At 45.8% G+C, this 26,236-nt stretch carries 19 protein-coding genes; 14 read left to right on the top strand and 5 right to left on the bottom strand.

Annotated features, from left to right (window positions below):
• Positions 1-46 precede the first annotated feature (46 nt).
• Genes tssH through ABMY42_RS18850 form a run of 8 tightly spaced genes read left to right on the top strand, consistent with a single transcriptional unit; the run spans position 47 to position 11,616 of the window.
• The gene (tssH, locus tag ABMY42_RS18885) at positions 47-2,653 is read left to right on the top strand and encodes a type VI secretion system ATPase TssH (protein WP_349266637.1); all 2,607 of its coding nucleotides are present in this window, start codon (positions 47-49) and stop codon (positions 2,651-2,653) included.
• Between the two features lie 12 nt (positions 2,654-2,665).
• Positions 2,666-3,469: an ABC transporter substrate-binding protein gene (locus tag ABMY42_RS18880; RefSeq protein WP_041060152.1), complete on the top strand. Its 804-nt coding sequence runs from the start codon at positions 2,666-2,668 to the stop codon at positions 3,467-3,469.
• A gap of 3 nt (positions 3,470-3,472) precedes the next feature.
• On the top strand, positions 3,473-4,411 hold the full coding sequence (locus tag ABMY42_RS18875) for a type VI secretion system-associated FHA domain protein (protein WP_349266636.1): 939 nt from the start codon (positions 3,473-3,475) through the stop codon (positions 4,409-4,411).
• Complete coding sequence (gene tssJ / locus ABMY42_RS18870) at positions 4,411-4,893, top strand: type VI secretion system lipoprotein TssJ (protein ID WP_349266635.1); 483 nt, start codon at positions 4,411-4,413, stop codon at positions 4,891-4,893. The genes ABMY42_RS18875 and tssJ overlap by 1 nt, the downstream gene beginning before the upstream one ends.
• Positions 4,894-4,919: 26 nt before the next feature.
• Complete coding sequence (tssK, locus tag ABMY42_RS18865; protein ID WP_349266634.1) at positions 4,920-6,251, top strand: type VI secretion system baseplate subunit TssK; 1,332 nt, start codon at positions 4,920-4,922, stop codon at positions 6,249-6,251.
• A 6-nt stretch (positions 6,252-6,257) separates the two neighbouring features.
• Entirely contained in the window at positions 6,258-7,511 is a 1,254-nt protein-coding gene (gene icmH / locus ABMY42_RS18860) for a type IVB secretion system protein IcmH/DotU (RefSeq protein ID WP_281187666.1), read from the top strand.
• The gene (gene tssM / locus ABMY42_RS18855) at positions 7,508-10,897 is read left to right on the top strand and encodes a type VI secretion system membrane subunit TssM (protein WP_069687093.1); all 3,390 of its coding nucleotides are present in this window, start codon (positions 7,508-7,510) and stop codon (positions 10,895-10,897) included. Before icmH ends, tssM begins: the two co-directional genes overlap by 4 nt.
• Positions 10,898-10,899: 2 nt before the next feature.
• Positions 10,900-11,616, top strand: coding sequence for a protein kinase (locus tag ABMY42_RS18850; RefSeq protein ID WP_069687092.1), 717 nt, complete (start codon positions 10,900-10,902; stop codon positions 11,614-11,616).
• Between the two features lie 26 nt (positions 11,617-11,642).
• On the opposite strand, the gene ABMY42_RS18845 is transcribed toward ABMY42_RS18850, so the two are convergent.
• A complete protein-coding gene (locus ABMY42_RS18845) occupies positions 11,643-14,789 on the bottom strand; it encodes an HD domain-containing phosphohydrolase (RefSeq protein WP_069687091.1) in 3,147 nt (1,048 codons plus the stop codon).
• A gap of 281 nt (positions 14,790-15,070) precedes the next feature.
• On the opposite strand from ABMY42_RS18845, the gene ABMY42_RS18840 reads away from it, so the two are divergent.
• Positions 15,071-15,556 (top strand): prepilin-type N-terminal cleavage/methylation domain-containing protein, encoded by a 486-nt coding sequence (locus tag ABMY42_RS18840; protein WP_009696964.1) that lies wholly within the window; start codon positions 15,071-15,073, stop codon positions 15,554-15,556.
• 92 nt (positions 15,557-15,648) lie between these two features.
• A complete protein-coding gene (locus ABMY42_RS18835) occupies positions 15,649-16,098 on the top strand; it encodes a GNAT family N-acetyltransferase (RefSeq protein WP_005451904.1) in 450 nt (149 codons plus the stop codon).
• 158 nt (positions 16,099-16,256) lie between these two features.
• Here ABMY42_RS18835 and ABMY42_RS18830 read toward each other — a convergent pair whose 3' ends face one another.
• The gene (locus ABMY42_RS18830) at positions 16,257-16,655 is read right to left on the bottom strand and encodes a GFA family protein (protein ID WP_005451902.1); all 399 of its coding nucleotides are present in this window, start codon (positions 16,653-16,655) and stop codon (positions 16,257-16,259) included.
• 284 nt (positions 16,656-16,939) lie between these two features.
• Between ABMY42_RS18830 and ABMY42_RS18825 the strand changes: the two genes are divergently transcribed.
• The 4 genes from ABMY42_RS18825 (at position 16,940) to ABMY42_RS18810 (ending at position 21,110) form a co-directional block, all read left to right on the top strand.
• The gene (locus ABMY42_RS18825) at positions 16,940-17,914 is read left to right on the top strand and encodes a tripartite tricarboxylate transporter substrate binding protein (protein WP_079325604.1); all 975 of its coding nucleotides are present in this window, start codon (positions 16,940-16,942) and stop codon (positions 17,912-17,914) included.
• Positions 17,915-18,144: 230 nt separating this feature from the next.
• Positions 18,145-18,639 carry a tripartite tricarboxylate transporter TctB family protein gene (locus ABMY42_RS18820; RefSeq protein ID WP_005451900.1) on the top strand — a complete coding sequence of 165 codons (495 nt, stop codon included), beginning with the start codon at positions 18,145-18,147 and terminating at the stop codon, positions 18,637-18,639.
• Between the two features lie 20 nt (positions 18,640-18,659).
• Positions 18,660-20,186: a tripartite tricarboxylate transporter permease gene (locus tag ABMY42_RS18815; protein WP_005451899.1), complete on the top strand. Its 1,527-nt coding sequence runs from the start codon at positions 18,660-18,662 to the stop codon at positions 20,184-20,186.
• Between the two features lie 153 nt (positions 20,187-20,339).
• Positions 20,340-21,110 carry a sulfite exporter TauE/SafE family protein gene (locus ABMY42_RS18810; protein WP_349266633.1) on the top strand — a complete coding sequence of 257 codons (771 nt, stop codon included), beginning with the start codon at positions 20,340-20,342 and terminating at the stop codon, positions 21,108-21,110.
• 98 nt (positions 21,111-21,208) lie between these two features.
• On the opposite strand, the gene ABMY42_RS18805 is transcribed toward ABMY42_RS18810, so the two are convergent.
• The 3 genes from ABMY42_RS18805 to ABMY42_RS18795 all read right to left on the bottom strand — a co-directional run bounded on the left by ABMY42_RS18805 (position 21,209) and on the right by ABMY42_RS18795 (position 26,206).
• Positions 21,209-22,180, bottom strand: coding sequence for a TAXI family TRAP transporter solute-binding subunit (locus ABMY42_RS18805; RefSeq protein WP_005451897.1), 972 nt, complete (start codon positions 22,178-22,180; stop codon positions 21,209-21,211).
• A 211-nt stretch (positions 22,181-22,391) separates the two neighbouring features.
• Complete coding sequence (locus ABMY42_RS18800; protein ID WP_349266632.1) at positions 22,392-25,439, bottom strand: efflux RND transporter permease subunit; 3,048 nt, start codon at positions 25,437-25,439, stop codon at positions 22,392-22,394.
• Positions 25,436-26,206, bottom strand: a complete 771-nt coding sequence (locus tag ABMY42_RS18795) for an efflux RND transporter periplasmic adaptor subunit (protein ID WP_049536135.1) — start codon at positions 26,204-26,206, stop codon at positions 25,436-25,438. Before ABMY42_RS18795 ends, ABMY42_RS18800 begins: the two co-directional genes overlap by 4 nt.
• Positions 26,207-26,236 lie beyond the last annotated feature (30 nt).

Here is a 26,236-nt window from a genome sequence, read left to right as displayed (position 1 = left end):
CCGCGACGACAAAGAAGGTTATCGCGCTAAAGACAAGGATAAGGTTATGACACAAGTAACGCTGACAAATTTAGTCGCCAAGTTATCGCCAGAATTAAAACGCGCATTGGAAGCTTCTGCGGGTGCAGCTATGAACCAAGGCGTTGCTGCCATTGAGCCAGAACATTGGTTGCTCACGCTATTAAATCAGCAAGACACGCATTTAAAAACGCTGATTGAAAGTCAGAAGATCAACCAAGATCAACTTGCTAGTGAACTGGCAAATCGCATCGAGCGCTTACCAAAAGTACAAGACAGCCAGCCAACGCTCAGCCATGCACTGACTGAACTTCTCAAAGACGCTTGGATGATTGCCTCCGTTAACTATGGGCATGGTGAAATCATCAGCCTGCATCTCGTTCAAGCACTGTTGCAGCAGAACGTCATGGGCGTATCGAGCAACAATCTCGAATCATTACAGAACGTGTCGACCGAGTCCCTGCAAGGTTTAATCAACAAAACGCCGGTGAAGCGAGCAACGCAACAAAGCACAGGTGAAGCAAGTTCAGCCGCAAACACAGCAAGCGCGAACGACGCATTAAGCAAGTACACCATCAACCTGACTCAACAAGCGATCGAAGGCAATATCGATCCGATTTCTGGACGTAATTCTGAAGTAAGAAAAGCCATCGACATTCTTTGTCGTAAACGCCAGAACAACCCTATTTTCGTTGGTGAGCCGGGCGTGGGTAAAACCGCTGTCGTTGAAGGCTTAGCGCTGAGAATCGCAGCAGATGAAGTACCAAGTGCGTTGCAAGGCGTTCAACTCCATTCACTTGATTTAGGTTTGTTACAAGCAGGTGCCAGCGTAAAAGGCGAATTTGAAAATCGCCTGAAAGACGTCATCAATGAAGTAAAAAACAGCGATGTGCCAATCATTGTATTTATTGACGAAGCACATACGCTGATCGGCGCTGGTGGCGCAGCAGGACAAAATGATGCTGCCAACTTATTGAAACCCGCTCTTGCACGTGGCGAGTTCAAAACTATTGCCGCAACAACATGGGCAGAGTACAAAAAGTACTTCGAGAAAGATCCTGCCCTGACTCGCCGTTTCCAAGTCGTCACGGTAGAAGAGCCAAATGCAGAAGATGCCAAACAGATGCTGCGAGGCATTGCGGCTTCATTGCAAAAGCACCACGGCGCGTTTATTACAGAATCCGCGATCGATGCCGCGGTTAACCTATCTATTCGCTACTTACCCTCTCGCCAATTGCCAGATAAAGCGATCAGCCTACTCGACACAGCTAGTGCGCGTATTGCTTTAACCCAAGGTGCAAAACCAGAAGTGATTGAAGCGTTGGAGCAAACCATTCGTTATCAACAAAACGAACAGTCTGCTTTAGAGAAAGAATTTGATTTGTTCGGCACAGGCGCAGAAGAGATCGCCGAATTGAAGCAAGAAATAACCACCAATCAATCTCAATTAGCTGACTACCAAACGCGTTGGGAGCAAGAGATTACATTGGTTGATGAGATTAAAGCGCTTCAACAAAGCATCACAGAAAGCGAAACACCAGACGAAGCTCAGCAAGCCCAATTGAATGCCCTTCTCGACCAATTACATGAGCTTCAAGGTGAAGAGCCATTAGTTAATGCGATGGTGGATGATGCGACCATTACTCAAGTCATTTCCGGTTGGACAGGCATTCCCGTCGGCAACATGATGAGTGACGAAATCGCTCGCCTATTGTCACTAGAATCAGAGCTGGACAAACGCGTTATCGGTCAAAACGTGGCGAAGCAAGAACTGGCAAAAGCGATTCGAATCTCGCGTGCTGGCTTAACCGACAATCGCAAGCCAATCGGTGTGTTCTTGATGTGTGGTCCAAGTGGTGTCGGTAAAACGGAAACCGCCATGGCGCTCGCTGAACAGCTTTACGGAGGCAGCAACGATCTCACGGTTATCAACATGACCGAGTTTAAAGAAGAACACAAAATCTCAATGTTACTTGGCTCGCCTGCCGGTTATGTTGGTTTTGGTGAAGGTGGCGTGTTAACCGAGGCGATTCGCCGCAATCCCTACTCTGTCTTGCTTTTGGATGAGATGGAAAAAGCGCATCCGGGCGTTCATGACCTCTTCTATCAAATCTTCGATAAAGGACACATCAAAGACAGCGAAGGTCGCACGGTGGATTTCAAAAACACCTTAATCATCATGACTTCTAACGCCGCAGACCAAGCGATTTGCGATGTGTGTGATGAAAACGCCGAACGCATCAGCAACGATGAACTGCTCGAAGCAATTCGTCCCGATCTACAACGTTACTTTAAGCCTGCGTTCTTAGGGCGTACTACCATCGTGCCTTATTACCCACTCAACGATGATGAGCTCGCGAAGATCACCGAAATCGCGCTAAACCGCATTCGCAAAAAACTGGCAGAACAGTATCAAGCGAGCTTTACGTGGGATGCAGGTTTTGTGGATTTGGTTGTCAGCAAAAACACCGACCCTACGACAGGTGGTCGCGCGGTTGAGCAAATCATTAACCGCTCTTTGATGCCGAAGCTCGCAGAAGAATGCATCGCGCGCCTAAGTACACAACAACCAATTAGCCAAGTGACGGTCACCGCAGCATCGACGCCACAGGGCTTTGAACTGGATATTCAGTAGTAACGAATCATGATGTTTAGAAGCGTACATTCACCCCATCTTGTCACCACCTCGATTCTTGTTCAAGAGGCGGCGGTCAGCTGTGGGGTGAGCTTTTTCCGCAAAATAACCAAGCTGGTTTCATCGCTGTTTATTTTGCTTGGTGCCCTTTTCTCGTTTGAAGCTTGGGCACAAGTTTGGATTGGTCCCGACCGATTGCTGCTTGCGACCCACAAATGGGCACCGTACCAAACTCACCAGAATCAAAACATGGATGGGTTTGCGCTCAATCGCGTCAAATGCGCGCTGGGCGAAATGGGACAACCTTACCAACTGACCATGACGGAATGGTCTGACGCACAACTCCACGTGCACAGTGGTCAACAACACGGCTTTTTCGTCTCGCCGAAAACCAGAGAGCACGACAGCTACGCAACGTTGTCTGCTCCTATTACCGAGCAAAAGTTGCGTTGGTATTTTGGTCCCGGTGTAGAGCCTAAGCTTGATGATTTGTCAAAGTTGAACCTTAAGTTCTCGGCAGAATTTGGCTCAAGCACATGGTTTTGGCTGAAACGTAATGGATACAACGTCGTTAAGCAGCCACGAGATGCTAAGGTTTTACTAAGGCTTTTAAAACAAAGAGAAATTGACGTCGCACTGGAAGATGAACGAGTGTTCCACACGGAAATAAGCCAAGCCTCTCTTCCAAGCGATTACTTCTATTCTCAAGTATTCGAAACCAAGCCAATGGGCGTGTATTTCTCTAACCGCTTTTTGGACAAATATTCTGGTTTCTTAACCGCTTTCAACACAGCGTTGGCTAAATGCGAGGGATAACAAGTGGCGATCAGCATACATTTGATTTCTGTACCCTCTGAAGAGGTGGTGACTTCAAGAGTCATCTATCTGCCCGAGTCTGGCGGGCAGTTTGGGCGTTCTGCTTCTTGTGAAGTGGCATTGCCCGATCAATCAAAACGCATCTCGCGTATCCACGGACAAATTCGTCTCACTGACACAGGTTATTTGGTGAAGAGTACCGGCAAGAACCCGGCTCGCCTCAACGATAAAGCCATGGTGAGAGATAAAGATTACCCACTCAACGATGGCGACATTTTAAAGATCGAAAGCTATTCAATGTTGGTATCAACACTCACGTCGAGCAAAGCGCCTGTCGAAGAGCAATCCGATGACCTCTTTGCGACCAAGTTCGACCTGCAACTGGAAGACAATGTCGATTTTCTCGATGAAGGAGATATCGTCGAACCCGTGAAATCGGAAGTTCATTACTCTCACCAAAATGTAATGAGCGATGACCCCTTCTCCTCCGACCCGTTTGAAGACATCGACGATGACGAACTGGCGGATCACTTTGAAGTGGATGAGGTGTCGAAACAGCAGCAAGCAATGGAGCGTTCTACGGAGATTGAGTATCTTCCGGGAGACCACCTTCCAACGTCAGAGCTGGAAGCCTCCATCGAAAAGCTGATTACGAATACCGAGAAGAATCAGCAATACCTTCGCAACCCACCGCTTGCACATGATGCTTTGTTTGATGCGTTGGACAAAACACTCGAACAGTTCCTCAATGAATTCGCGCCAAACCAACTAGAGAATCAATTTAGCGAATTTGTGTCTGGCGGACTGTTCAGTAGCAAAGACAAGAAGTATTGGAAAATCTACCGCAAACACTTCCAACATCGACAAGACAACGGTGATTTTCGTCGTCAATTTAAAGCGATGTTTATGGAAAACATGCAAAAGCAAAGCGAGGAAAGCTGATGAAGATTTGGCTAAGTTTACTCGCTTTCGCTTTGGTGGGATGTTCATCCGACCCAACACCGGTTGTCACGCAATATCAATTGGCGGTAAGCGCCGAGAAAACGATTAACCCCAGTGTTAACAACAGTACCAATCCCGTGGTAGTGCGCTTGTATCAACTGACTGATGCCCAGCAGTTTAAACAATTGCCATTTATCGATTTGTACAACGATGATGTGAGCCTATTAGGCGCCAACTTGGTGTCGAAGCAAGTGCTGCCTGTGGTAATGCCAGACAGCAACAGCAAACAAACCTTAGACATCAACAAGACCACTCAATACATCGGCGTATTGGTGGAATTTGCCGAATATGATGCAAGCACGGCGATGGTAGTGACAACCACGCCTCAGGAAGAAGAACAATATATCCAGTTAAAGATCAGCGGTAACAAAGCAGCATTGCAAACCGTGACACCAGATTCGCCTTGGTGGGATGTCTTTTAACTCGATTCAGTAGATAGGGAAATCTCGTGGACGCATATAAAAAAGTCGTTTGGCAAGAAGGCATGTTCATTGCCCCGCAACACTTTCAACAACAAGACAGATACACACAAAACTACGTCAGACAAAACGTCGAAACGCTTGCTGGTTATGCCCCTTACTATGGTGTGACCGACTTGATGATCAACCATGATCTTCTCAAAATTGGCAAGCTTTCCGTCTCTTCTAGCGCAGGGTTGTTCCCAGATGGCACGCATTTCGAACTGAAACGCGAAGTTGCCAGAGATGTGCCGCACGGTACGATTGAGAAAATGGCTTACTTAGCGCTGCCTGTCTCTCTGCAAGGCAATAATGATTATGCGAATGATGAATCGGAGCAAAGCCGCTATCTCACACGCACTATCAATGTATTTGATACTTCAACCTCTGAAAATGCCAGCGTTGAGGTGGACGTCGCGCAACTCAATATAGCGATAAAACTCGAAGGCGAAGACACTTCGGGCTTTACCCTGATTCCTTTCGCCAAAGTGTTGGAATGCAGCGAAACGGGCGAAGTGATGCTAGACCGTTCTTTTATTCCTGCGTGTTTGCACTACGGTGCATCACAGTTATTGGTTGAACGTTTGAAAGAGATTCATGCCCTCACCTCCAATCGCGCCACCAGCTTGCTCAAACGTATTCAAGCTGGACAAGGACAAAAGAGCCCACAGTCGATGATGCAGGATTACCTATGGCTGCAAACACTCAACACTTGGCTTCCGTGGTTTGATTTATCTTTGTCGAACCCAAAGTTTCAAACCCATCAGCTTTATTTGGAGCTACGCAAGTTTGAAGCGCAAGTCATGGCATCTACACCCGCAATTCCAGAGCCGTGTCAGCCGTTAGATTTCCATCGTCTGTATGATTGCTTTAATCCGCTTTTTTCGAATCTGCGCAATATGCTCACGCTGGTTCAACAAGACTCGGTGATTGAGTTTGTCTTCGATACTTCATTGTTTGAACGACGACGCTTGCTGCGCACGTTGGTGAAAGATGGTCACAACCTGTCCGATCGCCGATTCGTTCTAAGTGTCCGTTCCAATATCAGCAGCACCGAGCTTAACGAATTGTTCCCTGCAGCAGCGAAACTCAGCAGCAATAACAAGATTGTCGAGATCGTGCGTAATGCCCTTTCTGGCGTGCAACTGACGCCGCTTCCTGTTGCACCAAGCGAACTAAAGCCGATGCAAGGCACAGCGTATTTTGAAGTGGATACATCAGACCGCAATTGGTTAGAAATGATTGAAAACCGCGATGCACTTGCGCTGCACGTCGATACACGTGTTGGCGACCTAGAAGTGATGCTGTACGCACTGAGGTAGTAAGTTATGAACTATTTGGATGAAGACACCTTAGTTTGGGACAGCAGCGAAAACGACTTCGTAAGTAAAGACACCGACATGCCAGACGTAAAGTGGCATTCGGTCAACGCTGCGCAAGCCAACATAGGGTTCTTACATCATTTCGATAAAGCCGAGAATCAGCTGATCAACATCAGTTCTGAGTTACTGGCTGTCACGCTCAAGATCAACACCTTGCCGGAGCCCGAAGACATCACCACGCTCAGGCATCAACTGGTGGCTTCTATTAATGAGATCAAAACCAAAGGCGCAGAGCTGACCTACCCAGTCGCCGTGATCGACAAGCTCTGTTTCCTGTATGCCGTGGTTTTGGATGAGTTGATTGTCTACACCGATTGGGGTGAAAAACGCGGATGGGAGAACAAAACCTTACTCAGTGAACTGTTTGGTATGCGCAACGGTGGTGAGCTTTTCTTTACTGTGGCAGAGAAAGCAGCGCGCCAACCGCACAAGCTGATCGACTTATTAGAAGTGGTTTATCTGTTTCTCAATATCGGGTTTAAAGGTCAGTACCGCGAAACGGGCAGCGAACAGCTAAAGAGTTTTACCTACCGCTTAGAGCAGATTTTAAGTCAGTACCGACAAGCCGGTGGAATCTATTGTCATACTAAGGTTTCGGTGCCTAAAACACGTAAACCAACGCGCAAGAAACGTTACCTTGTCACCACGTTATTTTTCCTAACTATCATTGGGTTGAGCGTTGCTCTGACCTATTTCTGGTACAACAAAACCAAACCACAGCGGGCACGAGATTTTGTCCAGCTTGGTGAGTACAGCCAACGCTATATTGAATCTGGTCGTGCAGAAGACATCGTTTATGTCAGCACTGACGACGATTTAAAAGGCAATAAAGTCGCGGTAAATACCACTCAACCACCTCGTCCAGTGCCGAGCCAACCAAAAGCCGTGACGCCACAAGCGATAACTTCGGCGCCAGAAACGACGAGCAATCCAACGACGCCCCCTGCAGCGGACACTCATTGGTTGGTGCAACTTGCGACCTTCTCTAACCTTAAAAACGCCGAGAAGTTTATCGCCCAACTGCCGACATCCAACTATCAACCTGTCGCGGATAATATCAATTCATACGTTCGCGTCATTGTTCGATGTGACAACTCAGAACAAGCGAAAACCATCAATAACTGGTATCGAGAGAATGCCAACGTCAACGGCTTAGTGGTGCATAACAAAAACAAACAAAGCGAGGTTGAGTCACGATGACGCAAGACAACCCAAACACACCAACAAGAAAAAAGGCAATCATTTGGAGCCTTGTTACCCTTCTGCTTCTGGCAATCTTAGGCGGCTTACTGACTTGGTTTGTTGCGTATCCTGATTTCTTATGGGCAGGCGTCATCACGACGACCATTGTGGCGCTGCTCTCTGCTGGGCTGTGCTTTTGGTTAATCAACCGCAAGGTGAAAAAGAGTCTTGAGCAAGACCAAGAACGTGCACTAATCATCAAACGTTCCAAGTTACTCGCCTTCCACTTCAAGAAAATGCTCGGCGTACAAAAACGTAAAAAGCGCTTAACCAGCCGTTACGATCAGCCGATTTACCTGTTACTCAGTGATAACCCAGGCAAAGACAAAAGCATCATCACGCAGATGGGTTACGAAGCTTATAAGGTGGATGATTTTGGCAACGACATTGAGTTTCCAATTCTATTTTGGCTTAGTGAACACTCAATTCTCATTTCCGTCAGCATGGGCGACGATCAACAACCGCTTTACTTAAAAACACTGTGCCAGTGCCTCAATAAATTGCGTCCGAGACAAGCGATTAACGGCTTGTTGCTCACCACAGAAATTGAACAGTTAGTAGGTAATAGTGAAACCCTTTCACAAAAAGCCGACCAATTGAAATCGCAAATCAAAGCATTCAATCGTTCATTTGGTTTGAACTTACCTGTCTACAATGTCCTAACCAACATGGGTCAAGTGAGCGATTTCTGTCAGTTCTTTTCTGCGTTTGATGAAGCGAGACGCAATGAAGTGTTCGGCGCCACCAGCCCAGTGCAAAAACATGGTGGCATTGATGCCGATTGGTTCAATGACGAATACGACCATCTCATCGGTCAGTTGATTTCGAACATGAGTAACGCGTTGGGAGCACAGCTTAACCAAGATTTCCGCAATGCCATTTGTGGTGCTCCTTACCAATTTGGTCTGCTCAAACAGAATTTGTGGCACTTCTTACAGCGTTTACATCGAGGTGACCAATACACAGATGGGCTCAACTTCCGCGGCTTCTACTTTACCCACAGTGGCAGTGATTTCGCACAGCATGATTTACTGGCGAACGTGGTCAATCAATCCCTCGGCAATGAGCAATATCAGCAACACCAACAAATGCCCGTTCAACAAACCTTGTTTGCTCAGCATTTGATGTCTCATGTTGTGTTAAATGAAAACACTTTAGTTGGGGTTAACCGCCACAAAGAGAATTGGTTGTGGTTCAGCCAAACCGCCTACACCCTAGTTTGGCTCGGTTTATTGATTGGTACACTGACGATTCTCAAGCTCGACTTCGATTATCAAACCAATCGTGAAGCCAAAGCCGATGGCATGTTAGAACGTTACAAAGAAGCGATCGCAGCACAGCCATACAGCAAAGAAGATTTGGTGGGCAACATTCCAAACTTGTACACCATGCATCGCATTTACGCGCTGTATCAAGACCCTGAACCTTGGTATACATTGCCATTCCTACCGAATGCGACCATCAAACCAGAAGTTGAAGCGGCTTATACCAAAGAGCTACAACAAGTTTTGCTCCCTTCTATGGCACACACCATTGAGAATGACCTTTATGTGTATGTGAACTTGGAAGATCAAGCCAGAACGCTCGAATTGTTGAATGACTATCGACTGTTGTTTGATAAAAATCGTACCAACATTGAAGAGCTCAAAAGCTACTTCCTAGCAAACTTGGAGCACCAAGGCGAAGCGGACAAAACCAACGTTGCTCAGCTTAAAGTGCTGCTCGACGATGTGTTTAACCAGCACTTAGTGGCGACAACTGCCAATCAAGAGCTTGAGGGGTTGGCGAAGCAAGTCATCAATCAATCCAATATCGAGACGCTACTCTACCAACACATTTTGAACGATCATGCGTACGAGAAACGCATCGACGTGCGTAAAGAACTTGGCTCCAACTTCAGCCAAATATACCAATTCAAACCTGGTTACGTGGGTTACTTCGTGCCTTACTTGTACACACCGACTGGCTTTAACGAGCTGGATCTTTCGGTGGAATCTCCTCTTCTTATCGAAGCGTTATCCGCTTATGAAGGCATCGCAGGACAAGCCCCAAGTGCACTAGAAATGCACCGAATCAGCCACGACTTGAAGCGCATGTATCAGAACGATTACATCAATTACTGGCGAGATTTTATTAACAGCATCGAGGTGAAAACTATTTCCGGTTCTGAGCAATTGAATGCCAGCTTGAACGTGCTCAACAATGCCTCAAACAATCCAATGTCTAAGCTGTTTACCACCATCAGCAACTACACTTCGGTTCTTCTACCTGAGCCAAAAGATGCGAAGAAGAAAACCGATGAGGAGATTGCCGATGCTGCGCAAGACAACGAGAAGAAAGAGTCCGCTCGACAAATCACGCTGACGTTTAATGATTTCCACAAACAAGTGACGCCAGACGATCAGGGTAAGAAACCAATAGATTCCGTTCTGGAAGGTTTTGCGAACACGGCCAAATGGCTCGATCAGTTTTACAAATCCAACACGCCAGACAAAGTGGCTTACGAAACGTTATCTGCAGGTTTAAAAGCGCAAAATCCGGTCGCACAGTTGGCGTCATTGACCGATTCCCAGCCACCACTATCCGGTGAAGTGATTGACTACGTGACAGTGCAAACCAATGAGTTGGTGATGAACTTAGCTCACCAATATCTTAATAGTATGTGGAACAGCGAAGTCTACCAGCCTTATGAAAACACCATCGCGGCTTTCTACCCATTTAAGAAAAGTGCCAACAGCGATGCTAGCACCGCGGATGTTGCTGCCTTCTTTAAAACTGATGGCACATTGGACACCTTCTATCAAACGATGTTGAAAGGCTTCTCGACAGAGCAACGTGCGCCGTTTATGTCCGGCTTACTGCCAAATACCGGCTTTGCGTTAGATCCTGCGATTTGGCTGATGTTTGATAAAGCCAAAGACATTCGCTCTGCCCTGTTTTTAGCTGACCCGAAAAACGTCGCGATTCAATTCCAGATGAAACCAACAGAGATGAGCTCGGCACTGACTGAGTTTTCCATTCGGGCTGAAAAACCGATTTTCACCTATCAACACGGTCCGATGCTGTGGACACAACAAAGCTGGAAAGGTGATTCTGTCGCGCAAGATGCACTTACAGTGCGTCTACAAAAACAAGCAACGCCGATTGCCAATGAGCAATTTAAAGGCAGTTGGGCATGGTTCCGCTTGATTGAGCCGCGCGTCACTTCAACTTCTTCGCAAAGTACTCAACTTGAGTTTGATTACAATGGCGACAAGGTTCGCTTAACGATTAAAACTCAAGGTCAGAACAATCCGTTCGTGCCAAATTTCTTTGCGGGCTTTGTGTTACCTGCGAGCATTTAGTGATGAATACGTTCGCCAATCAAACCCTGTTTAGAGCCTGTGGCGTTACTTATGTAGCGCCTTTGAGCGAAAACGTGTTTCAGTGCGAGCACAAGCTTTATGGCACTGTGGTCATCAAAGTAGCGCGCAGCTTGGCTGAGAAACGGGCTTTGATGGCGGAAGCGGACTTTCTATCCAAATACGCGTCGGATTACTGGGCGAACTTTCATGGTTACGGCTCGCAAAACCACGCCGACTGGTTAATGAGCCAATACCTGGAAGGTAAAACACTTAACGCAATAGAACCTGATTTATTACCTCAAGATTTAATATCCAAGCTTGAGTTCGCTTTGCTAAACCTGCACAAAACGGGTTATCTGCATGGCGATATCAAGCCACATAACGTCATCGTGACGCCAAAGAACCAAGTTCGGCTTATCGACTTTGGCAGTGTGATTCGAGTTGATGCTAAATACCGAGAGCATTCACATACAACCGTTAGCCGAGCCTATAGTTCGACACGCCCTTCTCTTCGTATCGGCCAGGCAAGCAAGAACGATGATTTCTATGCCTTGGCAATGACCATACTCAGCTGTCGAGATCAACATCCCTTTGCAGGTCTCTCGTTACAAGAAGCGGCAGAACTGCTACCTCCTCCTAATAACGTTGAGCTACCAACGCGCTACCAAGTTCTGATACAAAAAGAGTGGCAACGAATGCGCCACTCTCTGAAGTTGTAGGGTTTAAACGCTCTAAGCTCTCTGGCTTACGCGTCTGATGATTTCGACTTCAGATACTTCTCAATATCCACCTCATCAACCTGTTCGGCTGGCATAAACTTGTTGGCATAGTCACGGTAAACCCCGCTTTCTAAGAACAATAAGAACAAGTCCATATCCAAATGCTCATCAAGTGCCATCTTGTACATGATGTCGACCGCAACACTCACTGGCTTGGCTTTCTTGTAAGGTCGATCACCTGCGGTTAGCGCCTCAAAGATATCCGCAATCACCAAGATGCGTTCTGGGGTTGATAAATCTTCTGCACTCAACCGACGCGGATAGCCTGTGCCTTTCAAGGTCTCATGGTGAGTCGAAGCGTAACGCGGCACGTTACTTAACTCCGGAGGGAATGGCAGTGCCCCCAGCATTTTGATGCCACTGATCATGTGCTCGTTAATTTTGAAGCGGTCTTCTGGTGTTAACGTCCCGCGGGAAATGGTCAGGTTGTACACTTCACCCAAGTTGTATTGATGCTCTGGTACTTGCACTTTAATGCCATATTCAGGATCAAATTCTAACGGGCGAACACGTTCAATAATATGGTCAGGCTTATCCGCTAAAAGGTTTTCAACCACGGGTAGCGTCACGTCGGATTTTGGCTTAATCATTTCTTCAAACGGAGAAAGACCAAGATGATCATCATAGTGACGCAACCAAGTTTGTTTGGCGATTTGTTTAATGCGCTCAATCTTATCGTCGCTCATAAACTCGCCACCCACGTTGGCGTTGGCAACAAACCGGAAGTCTTCGTCCAACTGAGCAACTCGTTGGTCGAACTTGGCTTGCGCCTCTTCTTTTGAAAGCTCACCAGTAGATATCGACTTCCACATTTCCACTTCAGCGTCTCGCCTTAGTACTTCGAAACGAGTGCGAATTTCATTGATGCGGTTATAGTTGGCTTCTAACTTAGTGCCTTTATCAACGATATGTTCTGGCGTGGTGATCTTGCCACAGTCATGTAACCAAGCCGCGATACGGAATTCACGTCGTTCATCGTCATTGTTGAACTTAAAGTCTTTGAACTTACCGGTGTCGCACTTCTCTACAGCCTCTGCCAACATCAAGCCAATTTCCGGAACACGATTACAGTGCCCCGCAGTATAAGGAGACTTATCATCGATCGCTTGCGCGATAAGGCGAATAAAGGCTTCAACAAACTCTTCTTGCTGTTGCTCGTGATGCTGAATCTCTTGCGTCATTTCGGTAACTGAGTCAGACAAGTCAGAAACTTCTTTGATACGCGTTTCTACCGGAGCTAATTGGTCAAATTCACGATTTTTGATTTTGATGGTTTCTTTTCGAAGCGCCAGAATCGGATGCACAATAGGTGATCCAACCTTCCATGCTAATGGAAACAAGATAACCATCACGATAGAGGTAAACGCAATAGCCTTGGATAATCGACTGGTGACAGCATCAGTAACGACTTGCTCGGAAACTAACACCGCAAAGTAGTCACTTGTTCCACGAGTAGATTGCAACTTAGTGATATAGAGAAATCGATGCTCTCCCTCAATGGTCACTTTGTTCATCGTGTCGTGTTTGTCTTTTTGGGTTGCTAGCTCATAGACTTCTGGATAAGGCGCAAAACTGCCTCGCCATTGATGGGGTTTAAACCACTTCTCTTCCAACGCGGATTGTTGTTCTGGTGTAATACTGTCGATTGCCTGATTGACAACTTGCATCAATCCACTGTTTTCATCTTGCATGAACACAGAAAATTCCAGAGGTGATTCCGTCAATTTTGTCACATGGATATTGGTAATTTTCACTAGTCGCTTCATCTCGACCATGGTTAGGTAACTGTCTACAAGGTATTCAATATCCCCCATGTGCAGCGCTCGTTTTGCTAAATCGAGATTAGGTTGTTCAACAATATTGAGTGTCGGATAACGTTCGAGTAACCACTCCTTCATTCCAAAGCCAGCGACGACGCCCACTTTTTGGTTCGTGAGTTCAGTTAGAGAAACGGGCATCGGAATATCGATTTTGGCTGCGATAGCCAGTTGTCCGTAAAATATCGGATGGCTCTTGAGACCAAATTCAGAGGGAGCACCAAGCACTGGCTGAAGTATATCTATTTCGGCATTGCGATACTTCTTCACCAATTCTGCAGAACTGAAGCCATTTACGAACTCCACTGCCATGCCCGTTTTCTCAGCGATGAGTTTTAAAACATCGATAGCATAGCCACCAGGCTCACCACTCTCGGTATAATCGTATGGTCCCCAATCATTCTGGTTGGACACAACAAACTCTTTATCATTCAATAATGCTTGCTGTTCTTTTGTTAAAGTTAACGGTGGCGATGTCGGAATTTCAACCTCTTGAAATACGTTGATGCTTGAAGCGATCACTTCACCTCGATTGTTAAAAATGAACGACTCTACGCCATCATCTTTTTTCATTCCGAGTTCAGTCGCTGTGATTTTCTCACTCAGAGACGAGAGCACGGTATCGACACCGATCACTGCGCCTTTATTACTGCGAACAGAATAGGATTGACCGGTGATTTTTAAATGCTGAAATAAGTAGGGATCGGTCTTGTAGACACTGTTTTTTGAGGCATTGTCGAACCAAGGTCTCCGAGATGGATAGAAGTTACTACTTTGTTTTGTAGTACGAACCAGCTCAAGCGACTCTGAATAAAATAAGGAATATCTTGTTCGCTCTTCGCCTTCTCCTACAATTTTGATAACCGCCCAACGTTCATCAGGTGCCGCTCCTATTTTTCCTCTAACAATTGAAGAAGATTCCAAGTTAACTACTTGAAAGAAGAACTCTTCCTGATTCGCAAAGTAAATACTGTAAAAGACAGGGTTATCAATCAAGGTTTGGGTAAATACGTGCTGAATTTCATCTTCACTAAATTGTGTATCACTGTAATCAGCTACACTCCGCAGTATCCCCGCACTACTTGTTGCACTCGCATCAATTTGATGGATATGGTTACTGACGTCTTTAGCCGTCATGGTTAAGCGCGTCAAAATATGTTCCTCTGACATCTGCTTACCAAAGTAGTATTGCATACCAACCCCGAGTAACGCAGTCACTGCAGTAGCAAATATGAAGAGACTTCCGACGGTGAACTTAATCGAAAACTTACGAGGAGAACCTGATTTAGTTTTCATGCGATAACGCCCTCCAATGGCATTGACGACAAGAAAATTCGCTACCTATGTTGGCAACTTGAGGCATATTAATATCAAGTCTAGTACATATTTTTCATAGACTTGCACAAGGAGCGACCAAAAGGTTATTAATCGGCAAGTACCACTATCGCAACCACAGTCTCAGTTCTTTCATAGGTTTCGACTGTTGAAATAATCGGTCATCTCAAATTTATCCTAAGCACCTAGCTCGCTAACATTACGCTTCTTTTGTATGCCCCCTCTATCTGTAAGAAATATCTATGAAGCAAAAAGGATTCTCCTTAACCGAAGTGACTGTAGCGCTTATTCTCTTAGCCATAATAAGTTTGTTTTCAGCACCACAAATCATGCAGAAGCAACGTCAAGATCGACTCAACAGCTTGGAATCTTTTATCGACAAATTTCATGACATCAACCAGGAGATGATGACACACGCTAAGAGTCAAGGTGTCGCAGAAATGCCGTTAGCAAAACTGTCAGAACTGAACATTTATGTCAGATTGGGAACGCTAGCGTTGGATGATTTCAATGTAGAGAAAGCGATGGGCGTGCAAGGGTTGAACCTTGCCAATATCGGACCGACCGAGAAACCGTCATTACTTATTTACTTAGGCAAGGAAAAGTCACCTGAACAGATAAAAGAGTCAGGTTGTTTCCTCAGTATCAGCCGCCCATCTCACGGCGCTACGAGTCTAACTGCAACTACGAATAAGTTAACCATCACAAAGTTTTACGACTATTGCTAGAGCTCCATTTTAGAGAGATTAGATTACTACGAAATCTTATTCTTCAATCGGCGTATGCTAGCTAATGTCTTATATACCCTTAAGGTTTTATTATGATCGTCGTGAAAAAAGCAGGTGTCTCTGATGTCAAAAAGGTCTCTCCTCTTTACCTAAAATATCTTGAGTTTTATCAAGTCGATGTTTCAGGTAAAGACCCAGAGTCTTTTATCAAAGCTCGTATTGAGAATGAAGAATCAGTCGTGTACTACGCAACGGATGAAAGTGGGCGGACGCTCGGTTTTGCGCAGCTTTATCCACTCTTCTGTTCGCTAGAAATGCGTAAGATTTGGCTTCTGTACGATTTGTATGTGGATTCATCACAGAGAAAACGAGGGATTGGTGAACGCTTATTGGAACAAGCGGACCAACTGGCAAAAGAGACCGACTCTGCCTTTGTTATGTTAAGCACTGGTATTGATAATAAAACCGCACAATCCGTGTATGAGAAACACGGTTACGTACGAGATGTCGAGTTTTATAACTATGTTCACATGCTTAAGTAATCAAACGAGCACATGAGCAAAGAGCGAAAAGCCGAGTTAATACTCGGCTTTTAATGATCAACTTACACCACTTTGTACTTGCTGATAGACAATCAAAAATAAACCTGCAAATACCGCTACTGTCAGTAAAACCTTTAACCAGAGAAACTTCATTTTATCTACTCTTCTGGCGCGTATTGGTCAAAAACTTCTTGAGCTGTCATTTTCTTGCTGTGTGGTTGCAGATCATAGTATGCGGGCTTCTCATCAGTGAAGATCTCTAAGCTTAATTTGAAATCTGGCTCATTAAATAATCCCGCAGAAAGAATATATTCATCTGTTGCCAACAAGTGGTAATAGATATTCGTGCCGCATTCACCACAAAAACCTCGTACTGCCCATTGGGATGATTGATAGCGTTTAGGCTCAGCACCGTTAAATGTCACACCGGGACCACAATGCACCGCATGCAGAGGCCCACTTGACCACTTTCGACACATATCGCAATGACAAAAGCTCACTTCATTGTGTTGAGGTGCGGTCACTTCAATAGCGCCACATAAACATGTTCCTTTCATCTCTATTCCTCCCTATTCAACCTCCATCATTATGGCGGTTTTAGACACTCCATTGATGTGACCAACCTAGTCTTTCACCACATTCTTTGATGAGTATATTTGCGTGAACTTTATGAACAAAACGTCGTTTATGCTCAATATTCTCTTTATCTACGCATTAGAGACATCACGTTAACACCTTATTAACCTTTAACTCATCACTAGCGAGTCACCCTACCTTGCTAGGAGAACAAATAATAAGACTCTTCAAAACAAGAGAGTCACCAACATAAGGAACGTGAAACATGTTAAAGGTACTCAAACCAACGCTCGCCGCATCCATCATTGCAGCCTCATTTTCTTTCCACACTTTTGCTGCTGATGTTGAAAAAATCCACTTTCTAATCCCTGGTGGTGCTGGTGGTGGCTGGGATATGACGGCTCGTGGTACAGGTGATGTACTGGTTAAATCCGACATCGTTGAAAATGTCTCTTTCCAAAACCTCTCTGGTGGCGGTGGTGGTAAAGCCATTGCACACCTTATCGAAACCGCTGAGCGCCAACCTGATACGTTGATGGTGAACTCAACCCCAATCGTTGTTCGTTCACTGACGGGTATCTTCCCGCAATCTTTCCGAGATCTCACACCAGTAGCCGCAACGATTGCTGATTACGGCGCTATCGTGACCTCCGCGGATTCGAAGTACAACACATGGGAAGATGTGGTCAAAGATTTCGAATCTAACCCACGTAAAGTAAAAATCGCCGGCGGTTCTGCTCGTGGCTCGATGGATCACCTTGTCGTCGCAGCTGCATTTAAAGGCGAAGGTTTTGACGCGCGTAAAGTTCGCTACATCGCGTATGACGCTGGCGGCAAAGCAATGGCAGCGCTTCTGTCTGGCGAAACACAATTGCTTTCAACCGGTCTTGGCGAAGTATTAGAGATGTCGAAATCTGGTCAGGTAAAAGTACTGGCGATTACGGCACCAAAACGTCTAGACGCTGCACCAAACATCCCTACCCTGAAAGAATACGGCAATGAGACTGTGTTCGCGAACTGGCGTGGTTTCTTTGCCGCTCCTGGCACGAGCCAAGCCAAACTCGATGAATGGAACGCGGCTCTGACCAAGATGTACAAAACGGACGAATGGCAAGTTGTTCGTGACCGCAATGGTTGGATTGACAACTACAAAGCGGATAAAGAGTTCTTCGCGTTCCTAGAAGAGCAAGAGCAGCAAATGGGCGATCTAATGCGCGAATTAGGTTTCCTTAAAAAGTAATAACTCCCATCCGAGTTTGTGGGGTTAGCTATCCCTAGCCCCGCTGTATTTGCACTCTAATTTCACCGTATATGGGCATTGTCGATATTCGACAAGTAAAAACTCCTTTGTTTATTGATTGGTAAACACTAAGTAACTCGACTAGCAGCGATGCGCTTAATTGTTAATGACTTGGTCCTTCTTCATTAACGCCCATATACGGTCTTTTCCTGTTGTTCTAGGAGTTGGATATGTCTCATTCAACCAATATTTTTACCAAAGAGAACTTGCTGTGCCGCGATCGTGTTGGCGCGATGATCTTTTTGTTGTTTTGCCTATGCTATGGCTACCAAACTACGCAAATCCCTCTCTTTCCCGGGGATGAATACGAACCCTTCACGGCTCGCACTTTACCGACCATTCTGACCTACGTCGGGATTGGTTTAGCGCTAATGCTATTGGTCACTGGTCAGCCCGATAAACAAAGCGGCGCTGTGATGTCATTCAACTGGAAATTGCTTATCGCCTTTTTAGTTTTGATGGCGCTTTATGGTCTGGGTTTGACTTACATCGGCTTTGTATTAGCGACAGGATTCTTCCTGCTTGCGGGCTTTTACCTTCTTGGCGAACGACGTAAATCGGTGTTGTTTGGAGCCTCATTCCCGTTCGTTATCGCGTTTTACTTGTTGCTCACTCAAGGTCTGGATATCTACCTTGAGCCTGGTCTGATTTTCACCATCTGGTAGTCAAAAGAAAGGACTGAATTATGTTAGATGGAATTCTACAAGGTTTATCCACCGCCGTGATGCCAATGAACATCATGATGGTGATTGTTGGCTGTTTTGTTGGTACGTTTATCGGCATGCTACCGGGGCTTGGTCCTATTTCTGCCATCGCTCTGATGATTCCTATCACCTATGGTTTGGATCCATCTTCGGGTCTGATTCTGATGGCAGGTGTTTACTATGGTGCGGTATTTGGTGGTTCAACTTCCTCTATTCTTATCAACGCACCGGGTTGTTCTTCAACCGTAGTTACCGCGTTTGATGGCTACCCAATGGCGCAGAAAGGACAAGCAGGTAAAGCACTTGCACTGGCGGCTTACTCTTCTTTCACTGGTGGCACGCTTTCAGCAATAATGCTGCTTGTGGCGGCACCAGCATTGGCTAACGTCTCATTAAGCTTCCAATCTTCTGACTACTTTGCGCTAATGCTTCTTGGCTTATCCGCAGTGGCTGCGTTCGCTGGCAAAGGACAAGTAATAAAAGCATGGATGATGACCATTCTAGGCTTGATGTTGTCTACAGTCGGCATTGATAAAGGCGTCGGTGTCGAACGCTTCACCTTTGGTCTAACGGATTTGATGGATGGCTTTAGCTTCCTATTGTTGGCGATGGCGACCTTTGCGCTTGGTGAAACTTTGATGGGTATTTTGAAGCCTTCTGAAGATACGCGTGATGAGGAACAAGATAAGCTGAGCAACATTGGCTCGATGAAAGTCACCAAGGAAGAAATCAAAGAAGTAGCGCCTGTTTCTATTCGCTCTTCAATCCTTGGCTTCTTTACAGGTGTTCTTCCGGGCGCAGGTGCAACCATCGCCGCCTTCTTAAGTTACGGCATGGAACGTAACCTTGCTCCAAAGGATAAAAAAGAGCAGTTTGGTAAAGGCAGCATCCGAGGTTTGGTCGCTCCGGAGTCAGCGAACAACGCGGCATCAAGTGGTTCTTTCGTTCCTCTTTTGACTCTTGGTATTCCGGGCTCTGGTACAACCGCAATCATGCTAGGAGCATTAATCGCTTACGGTATTCAACCAGGTCCTCGTCTGTTTGTTGAGCATCCAGATGTGTTCTGGTCGGTAATTATCTCTATGTACTTCGGCAACATTGTGTTGGTTATTCTTAACCTACCGCTGATCCCATACATCTCAAAGCTGTTGGCAGTCCCAAGAACCGTGTTGTTGCCAATGATTCTGTTCTTCTCTATCACCGGTGTGTATCTGGTTTCCTTCAACACCATGGACGTGTTTGTGATGTTACTTGTGGCAATGGCTGCCATTGCACTAAGGCTGGCAAACTTCCCTCTCGCACCGCTGTTGCTTGGCTTTATCCTTGGTGGATTAATGGAAGAGAACCTACGCCGTGCATTGATGATTTCCGACGGTGAACTGAGCTTCTTATGGGAACGCCCAATCACACTGACATTTACAGTACTCGCGGTATTGGTACTTGGCAGTCCACTGTTTGTAAAACTCTTTCAAAAGCTTAAAGCACAGCCAGTGAAAGTTGAGCAATAAGCATTCTATCTCTCCCTCAGATAGACCTTTGAAACCAAGCCACCCTCTGCGGTGGCTTTTTTCTTGGACTAATCGCTACTTTATTTCTTTGGGTGAGTTGCGTAGTGTTAACCGTTCAGAAACAAAAATTATAAGAACAAAAAAGGACTTTTTATGCTGCTGGAATTTGCTCTCTTGTTTGCTGCGGGCGTCGTTGGTGGGATCATGAACTCCGTCGCCGGTGGTGGTAGCTTCATTACCTTCCCTGCATTAATGGCGGTTGGCGTGCCTCCCATCATGGCGAACGCGACGAATACTTATGCTTCTTGCGCAGGTTACATCAGTGGTGTAATCGGTTTTCGCGAAGAAATCATGAAGAACAAGCAAGAACTCGCTTTCACTATCTCTTTCAGTTTGATTGGTGGCGCAGTCGGTGCTTACCTTCTGCTAAATACGCCAGAATCTGTTTTTCTTGAAGCGATTCCATGGCTACTTTTATTCGCAACCGTGCTCTTTTTAACTGGCTCACGCATGACCGCATTGATTAAATCTCTGACCAAAGAGACCAAACACGCTGGCATTTTAGGCGTAATAGCTTTGAGCCTGCTTTTAGTTGGAGTTTCTGCTTACGGTGGTTTCTTTAACGCGGGACTAGGCGTGATCGTGTTGAGTTATTTAGTGGTTGCAGGACACCAAGACATCAACTTAATGAACGGGCTTAAGCTGCTGGTTTCAACCTGTGTTTCCCTGATTGCCATCGTGATTTTTGTTGCTAACGGTTCAATCGATTGGACCAAGGGCAGCGTTGTGATGGTTGGTACGTTAGTGGGCGGCTACTTGGCAGCACGTGTATCTCGCCAGTTGAATCCCAGTCACGTAAAAGGCTTCGTTGCCCTCTCTTCTATCGCGATTACCATTTACTTCTTCTTAGATGTCTATGCCTAACTCAATACCACGATATAACCAAAGCCAAGCGCTCATTGCTCACAAACAAAAACGCCATCGCAAACTACGATGGCGTTTTTATTAGTTCTAAGTGGAAATTACTTAATCAAACCCACTTCTTTGTAGTACTTCTCAGCACCTGGATGAAGCGGCGCAGATAGACCATCTTTCACCATTTCTTCTTTCTTCAAGTTGGCGAATGCTGGGTGTAGACGGCGGAAATCATCAAAGTTTTCGAATACCGCTTTCACTACGTTGTAAACTACTTCGTCTGGCACGGCCGTTGAAGAAACAAACGTCGCACCTACACCAAAGGTTTGTACATCACTTTCTGAACCGCGGTACATGCCACCCGGTACGTTTGCGATACGGTAGAAGCTGTTATCAGAAACCAACTTCTCAACTTGTGGACCGGCTACCGTTACGATATTGCTGTCACACGAGGTAGTTGCTTCTTTAATCGCACCACTTGGGTGACCGACTGTGTAAACCATCGCGTCGATCTTGTTATCACACAGTGCTTTTGACTGTTCTGATGCTTTTAGCTCAGATACCAGCTTGAAATCATCATTCGTCCAACCGTACTCTTTCATTAGCACTTCCATGGTACCGCGCTGACCAGAACCTGGGTTACCAATGTTCACTCGTTTGCCTTTTAGGTCATCAAACGTGTTGATGTTAGCGTCTTTACGAGCCACAACGGTGAACGGTTCTGGGTGTACAGAGAACACCGCACGAAGCTCTTTGAATGGTCCTTTATCTTCAAACTTGCTCGTACCGTTATAAGCATGGTATTGCCAGTCCGACTGCGCGATACCTAAATCCAACTCACCTGCGCGAATGGTATTGATGTTGTAGATAGAACCACCGGTACTTTCTACTGAACAACGGATGCCATGATCAGCACGTGATTTGTTGACCAAACGACAAATTGCACCACCCGTCGGGTAGTACACGCCAGTTACACCGCCCGTACCAATGGTTACGAACGTATCTTTAGCAGAAACTGAAAAACTTGTACTTAGTGCAGCCAGAGAAGCCGCGACAGCAATTTGCTTGAGCTTTAACATTGAACGTCCTTATTTTTCCTTTGTTTATGGCTTGGTAAGTATAGCAATCGTTAACAAATTGATAACGTTTAAGATCACATCCTGAGAATTATCACCACGCAGCAAAAGGCATTGATCGGTAAGCAATTATGAACCGTGTTCGACTTTAGTTTTAGCCCAACCAAAAAGCCCGCAGAATTTAACTGCGGGCTGTCCGGTATTTCAATAGTACTTAGTCAGTCGCTAGGGTTCTCTCCTCGCTGTTGTCATTGACTGCGGATGCACTTTCATTCCCTTTCCTGTGTGTCCATAGGTAAATGGATGGGATCACGGTAAGCGTGACGATCATTGAGATCACGCAGCCCCAACCAACCACCAGCGCCATCGGCGACATGTAGTTATCGTAGCCACCCAAGCCGTACGCAAGCGGGATAAGACCTGCAACGGTTGTGATTGTGGTTAAGGTGATTGGTCTTACTCGGCTTTGCGTTCCACGAATTACAAACTCCAGCAAGTTGGTATCGTTACATTCCGCTTCGTGTTCTTTGAAGTGCCAAATCAGCACCAAGCTGTTGTTCACCATAATACCAATCAAGGCAATCATCCCGATGATGGAGAAAAAGCTCAGCACCTGATTATGTAAGAACAGAATAAACAGCGCACCAGCGATGCCAAAAGGAATCACCGTCAACACAATTAAGGTTTCGCGCATTCGGTCAAAAAGAAGAATCAGAAGCAACGCAATGCCAATAAACGCCACACTAATCGCGATGACAAAGCCTTGCTGCGCTTCTTGTGTTTCTAAGATCTGCCCTGTCGCAATAATAGAGGCACCGCCGTATTCTTTATTGGCAAAGGCTTCTTGAACCGCAGCAAAAACGGCAACCGGATCAGTCACGGTCGAATCGACACCTGACGAGACACGAATCACTCGCTCTCCATTAAAGTGTTTGATTTGTGCTTCTGCATCGGCATTTCTCCATCGAACCAGCTCACTTAATGGCACCAGCTTGTTATTGCTGGCGCGAACCAAAATGTTATCCAGTTCTTTTAAGGATTTGTCGTCTTCTTCTAAAGCGACTCGGAAGTACACTTCTTCTTCACCATTAAAGATCCGCGTCACGCGTTGACCGTCAATCGCAAACTTAATGATATCCCCGACTTTGGTGGCACTGATGCCGTAGTACTTGAGCCAGTGATGTTGCAGCTCAGCTTGAATCTGTGGTGCTGGTGCATTTAAATCACGTCGTACTCGGCTCGTCCCTTCCAATGATTCAATGTACGCCGTCAAATCATTAGCAAGCTTTTCTCGCCCTTCATCCGTACCACCAACGACACGCAAGTCCACTGGACGTCCTACCGGAGGACCGCCGCCATCAATATCGAACTCAATTTGAGCCAACCCTGTAATTTGCGTTGCTTTCTCTTCCCACTCTTCGACGATTTGCTCTGCGGTTCTTGTTCGGCTGTTTGGTGGTGTTAATGAAATCACCCAATAGCTATTTGGTGAGCTCACTTCGCCGTACCAATAATTCACCTCTTCAGTGCTTTTGATCAGCGCTTCGAGTTGTTGTGTTTCTTTCCAGACGTCATCCAAATCTAACTCTGGATTCGATTCAGCACTGATTTCTATCAAATACGCGCCGTCTGTTGGGAAGAACAAGAAGCTCAAACTCTTATATGAAATCGCTCCTAAAGTCAGAATCACTACGGTAATACATGGCAGCGCTACTTTGCTGTTTCGAATGACAAGTTCAATTAAACGATTCAGTGCGCTTAAATCTAAAAATGGCTTTTTCTTTACCTGACTCTTCTTACTCAAAATGCCTTTTAAATGGGCAGGAATAAAAAACAGCGCGTCGATAAACGAAAAGCACAACGCAATAATGACCGTAAGCGGAATTACATAAACCAATTTACCGCTGTTTCCCGGTAAGAAGAGCAAAGGTATGAAGGCAATCATGGTCGATAAAATGCTTGCTAGGACCGCTGGGAATACACTCTTCACACCTTGCGAGACCGCCTTATCAATTGGATAACCTTCTTCAACTAGTGCCACGATTTTATCGCTCACCACCACGGCATCATCGACAATAATTCCGACAATCAAAATTAAGGCGGACATAGTGAACACATCCAGAATCTGCCCGAAAGGAGGCAGCAAAGCCAGCGTGCCGAAGATACACACGGGAATAGAAACCGCGACCCAAAATGCAATGCGTCTATCAAGAAAAAGCGCCAACGTAATCAGCACCAAGCCAAGTCCAACCAAGCCGTTGTCTTGCACGATGCGCGCTTTCTCTTGGATGTCTTCGGACAAGTCTGAGCCGATAGCGATAGTGTATTTGTCACCGAGCAGTTTTTGCTGATTTGCAATCAGAGCTTTCACCGCGTTAGAAGTGCTAATAACGTCCGCGCTTTCATTAGTTCTTAAGTCAAAAAGAATACTCTTATTACCGTTGATTGAGCCATAAACCTCGCCTTTTTCAAACCCATCCTCAATGAGACCTGCAACGTCTTTAAGTTGAATATTCGGGCTGAATGAGATGAACATTTCACGCAGCTCTTCAATGCTATCCAGCTCGGCAGAGGTCATCAGTTCTGGGTTGTTCTTTAACGTTTCCAGACGACCACCACTGATCAGCGTATTACGCTCTGCAATCAATGCCGCCACTTGATCCAACGTTAAGCCATAACGTCTCAAAGAAATCGGTTCGAGTTGGATTAAGAACTCTGGCGCACGCAAATCGACGGTGTAAACTTCACCAATCCCCTCAACACGCCGCAAAGCCAACTCTAGGTCTTTGGCTTTATCTCGCAGTGTTTTATAATCAACATCACCAGAGATGCCGACCACCATGAAATCCAAGCTGTACGATTTTTTGATCGACAGCGTTGGCGCTTCGGTCACACCAGCGGGTAAATCCGTTACCCTTGCCAGTGCATCTCGAATGTCTTGGTAAACGGCATTCGGATCAGAGACATTGCTATCCAACACCACACTGATGTTTGACACGCCCGTTTCCGACGTAGAGGTGAACTCTTTCAATCCAGAAATAGACAGCAATTCTTTCTCAATTTTACTGGTGATGTTACTTTCAATATCTTTCGCACTGGCACCAGGATAAACCGTGACGATATCGCCTTTTCCTAAGTCAAATCGAGGCTTCTCAGCAAGGGGAAGATTGTAGGCAGTAAGGGCACCAATGCTGATGATCAAAATGGTCAGGATTTTAGACGCAAACTTTCGGTGAGAGAGCAAATCTAAGAAGAAATTCACATAGCCTCCTGATCATTGAAATACACGTACGATTCCATGCCCGGATTAAGCTTGCCGTTAGCGTTTTCTACCGTCACTTCAACAAGGAAGCCCGGCTCACTGTTTTGGAAAGCAGGAGAAAGTAAAGTGATGGTGCCGTCCAACGTCTGCTCAACAGAAGGCACTTCGACCTTAACCTTCTCGCCTTTGCTGAACTTATTGAAATCAATCTCTAACAGGTGAAAACGTACTTTCAATCGTTCCATATCTGCAATGGTAAAGAGCGCATCACCCACCGAAACAAACTGCCCTAACTCAACAGAGCGATTAGTAATCACCCCATCAAAAGGTGCATCCGGAGAGGCCTTATCCAGCGTTCGAGCAGCGATTTTGTAGTGTGTATTACTTACGTTGAATTGAGCTCGACCAATGTTGGTTACACGAATTTGGTTGTCCACGTCACTTGCCGATACGCCGTTGCTGGTCAGCAGGGATTGATAACGCTTTAATTGCTTTTCTTGAATATCTAACTCGGCACGACTCACCTCTAACTCGTTACGGGCTAAGTCCAAACTCAATGCATAGTCTTCTGAGGACAGAGACAATAGCTCCTGCCCTTGAGTTACAGAGTCACCGTTATCATAACGATAAGAATCCACCACGCCGACGACTTCACTTTTTACCACAACACTTTTTTCAGGAATCAGTTGACCAACAACGTAATCGCTCGCTGCATGAGCAGCGCTTGATAAAAGAAATAAAGGAATTAGTACGGATCTTTTTTTCATTTAGTTATCTCATTTCCGATGAACCAAATG

Source organism: Vibrio sp. SSH13-20, assembly GCF_040104475.1.
Classification (GTDB): Bacteria; Pseudomonadota; Gammaproteobacteria; order Enterobacterales; family Vibrionaceae; genus Vibrio; species Vibrio harveyi.
The sequence above is the reverse complement of the archived record's forward strand: the minus strand, read 5'-3'. Positions and strand labels throughout refer to the sequence as shown.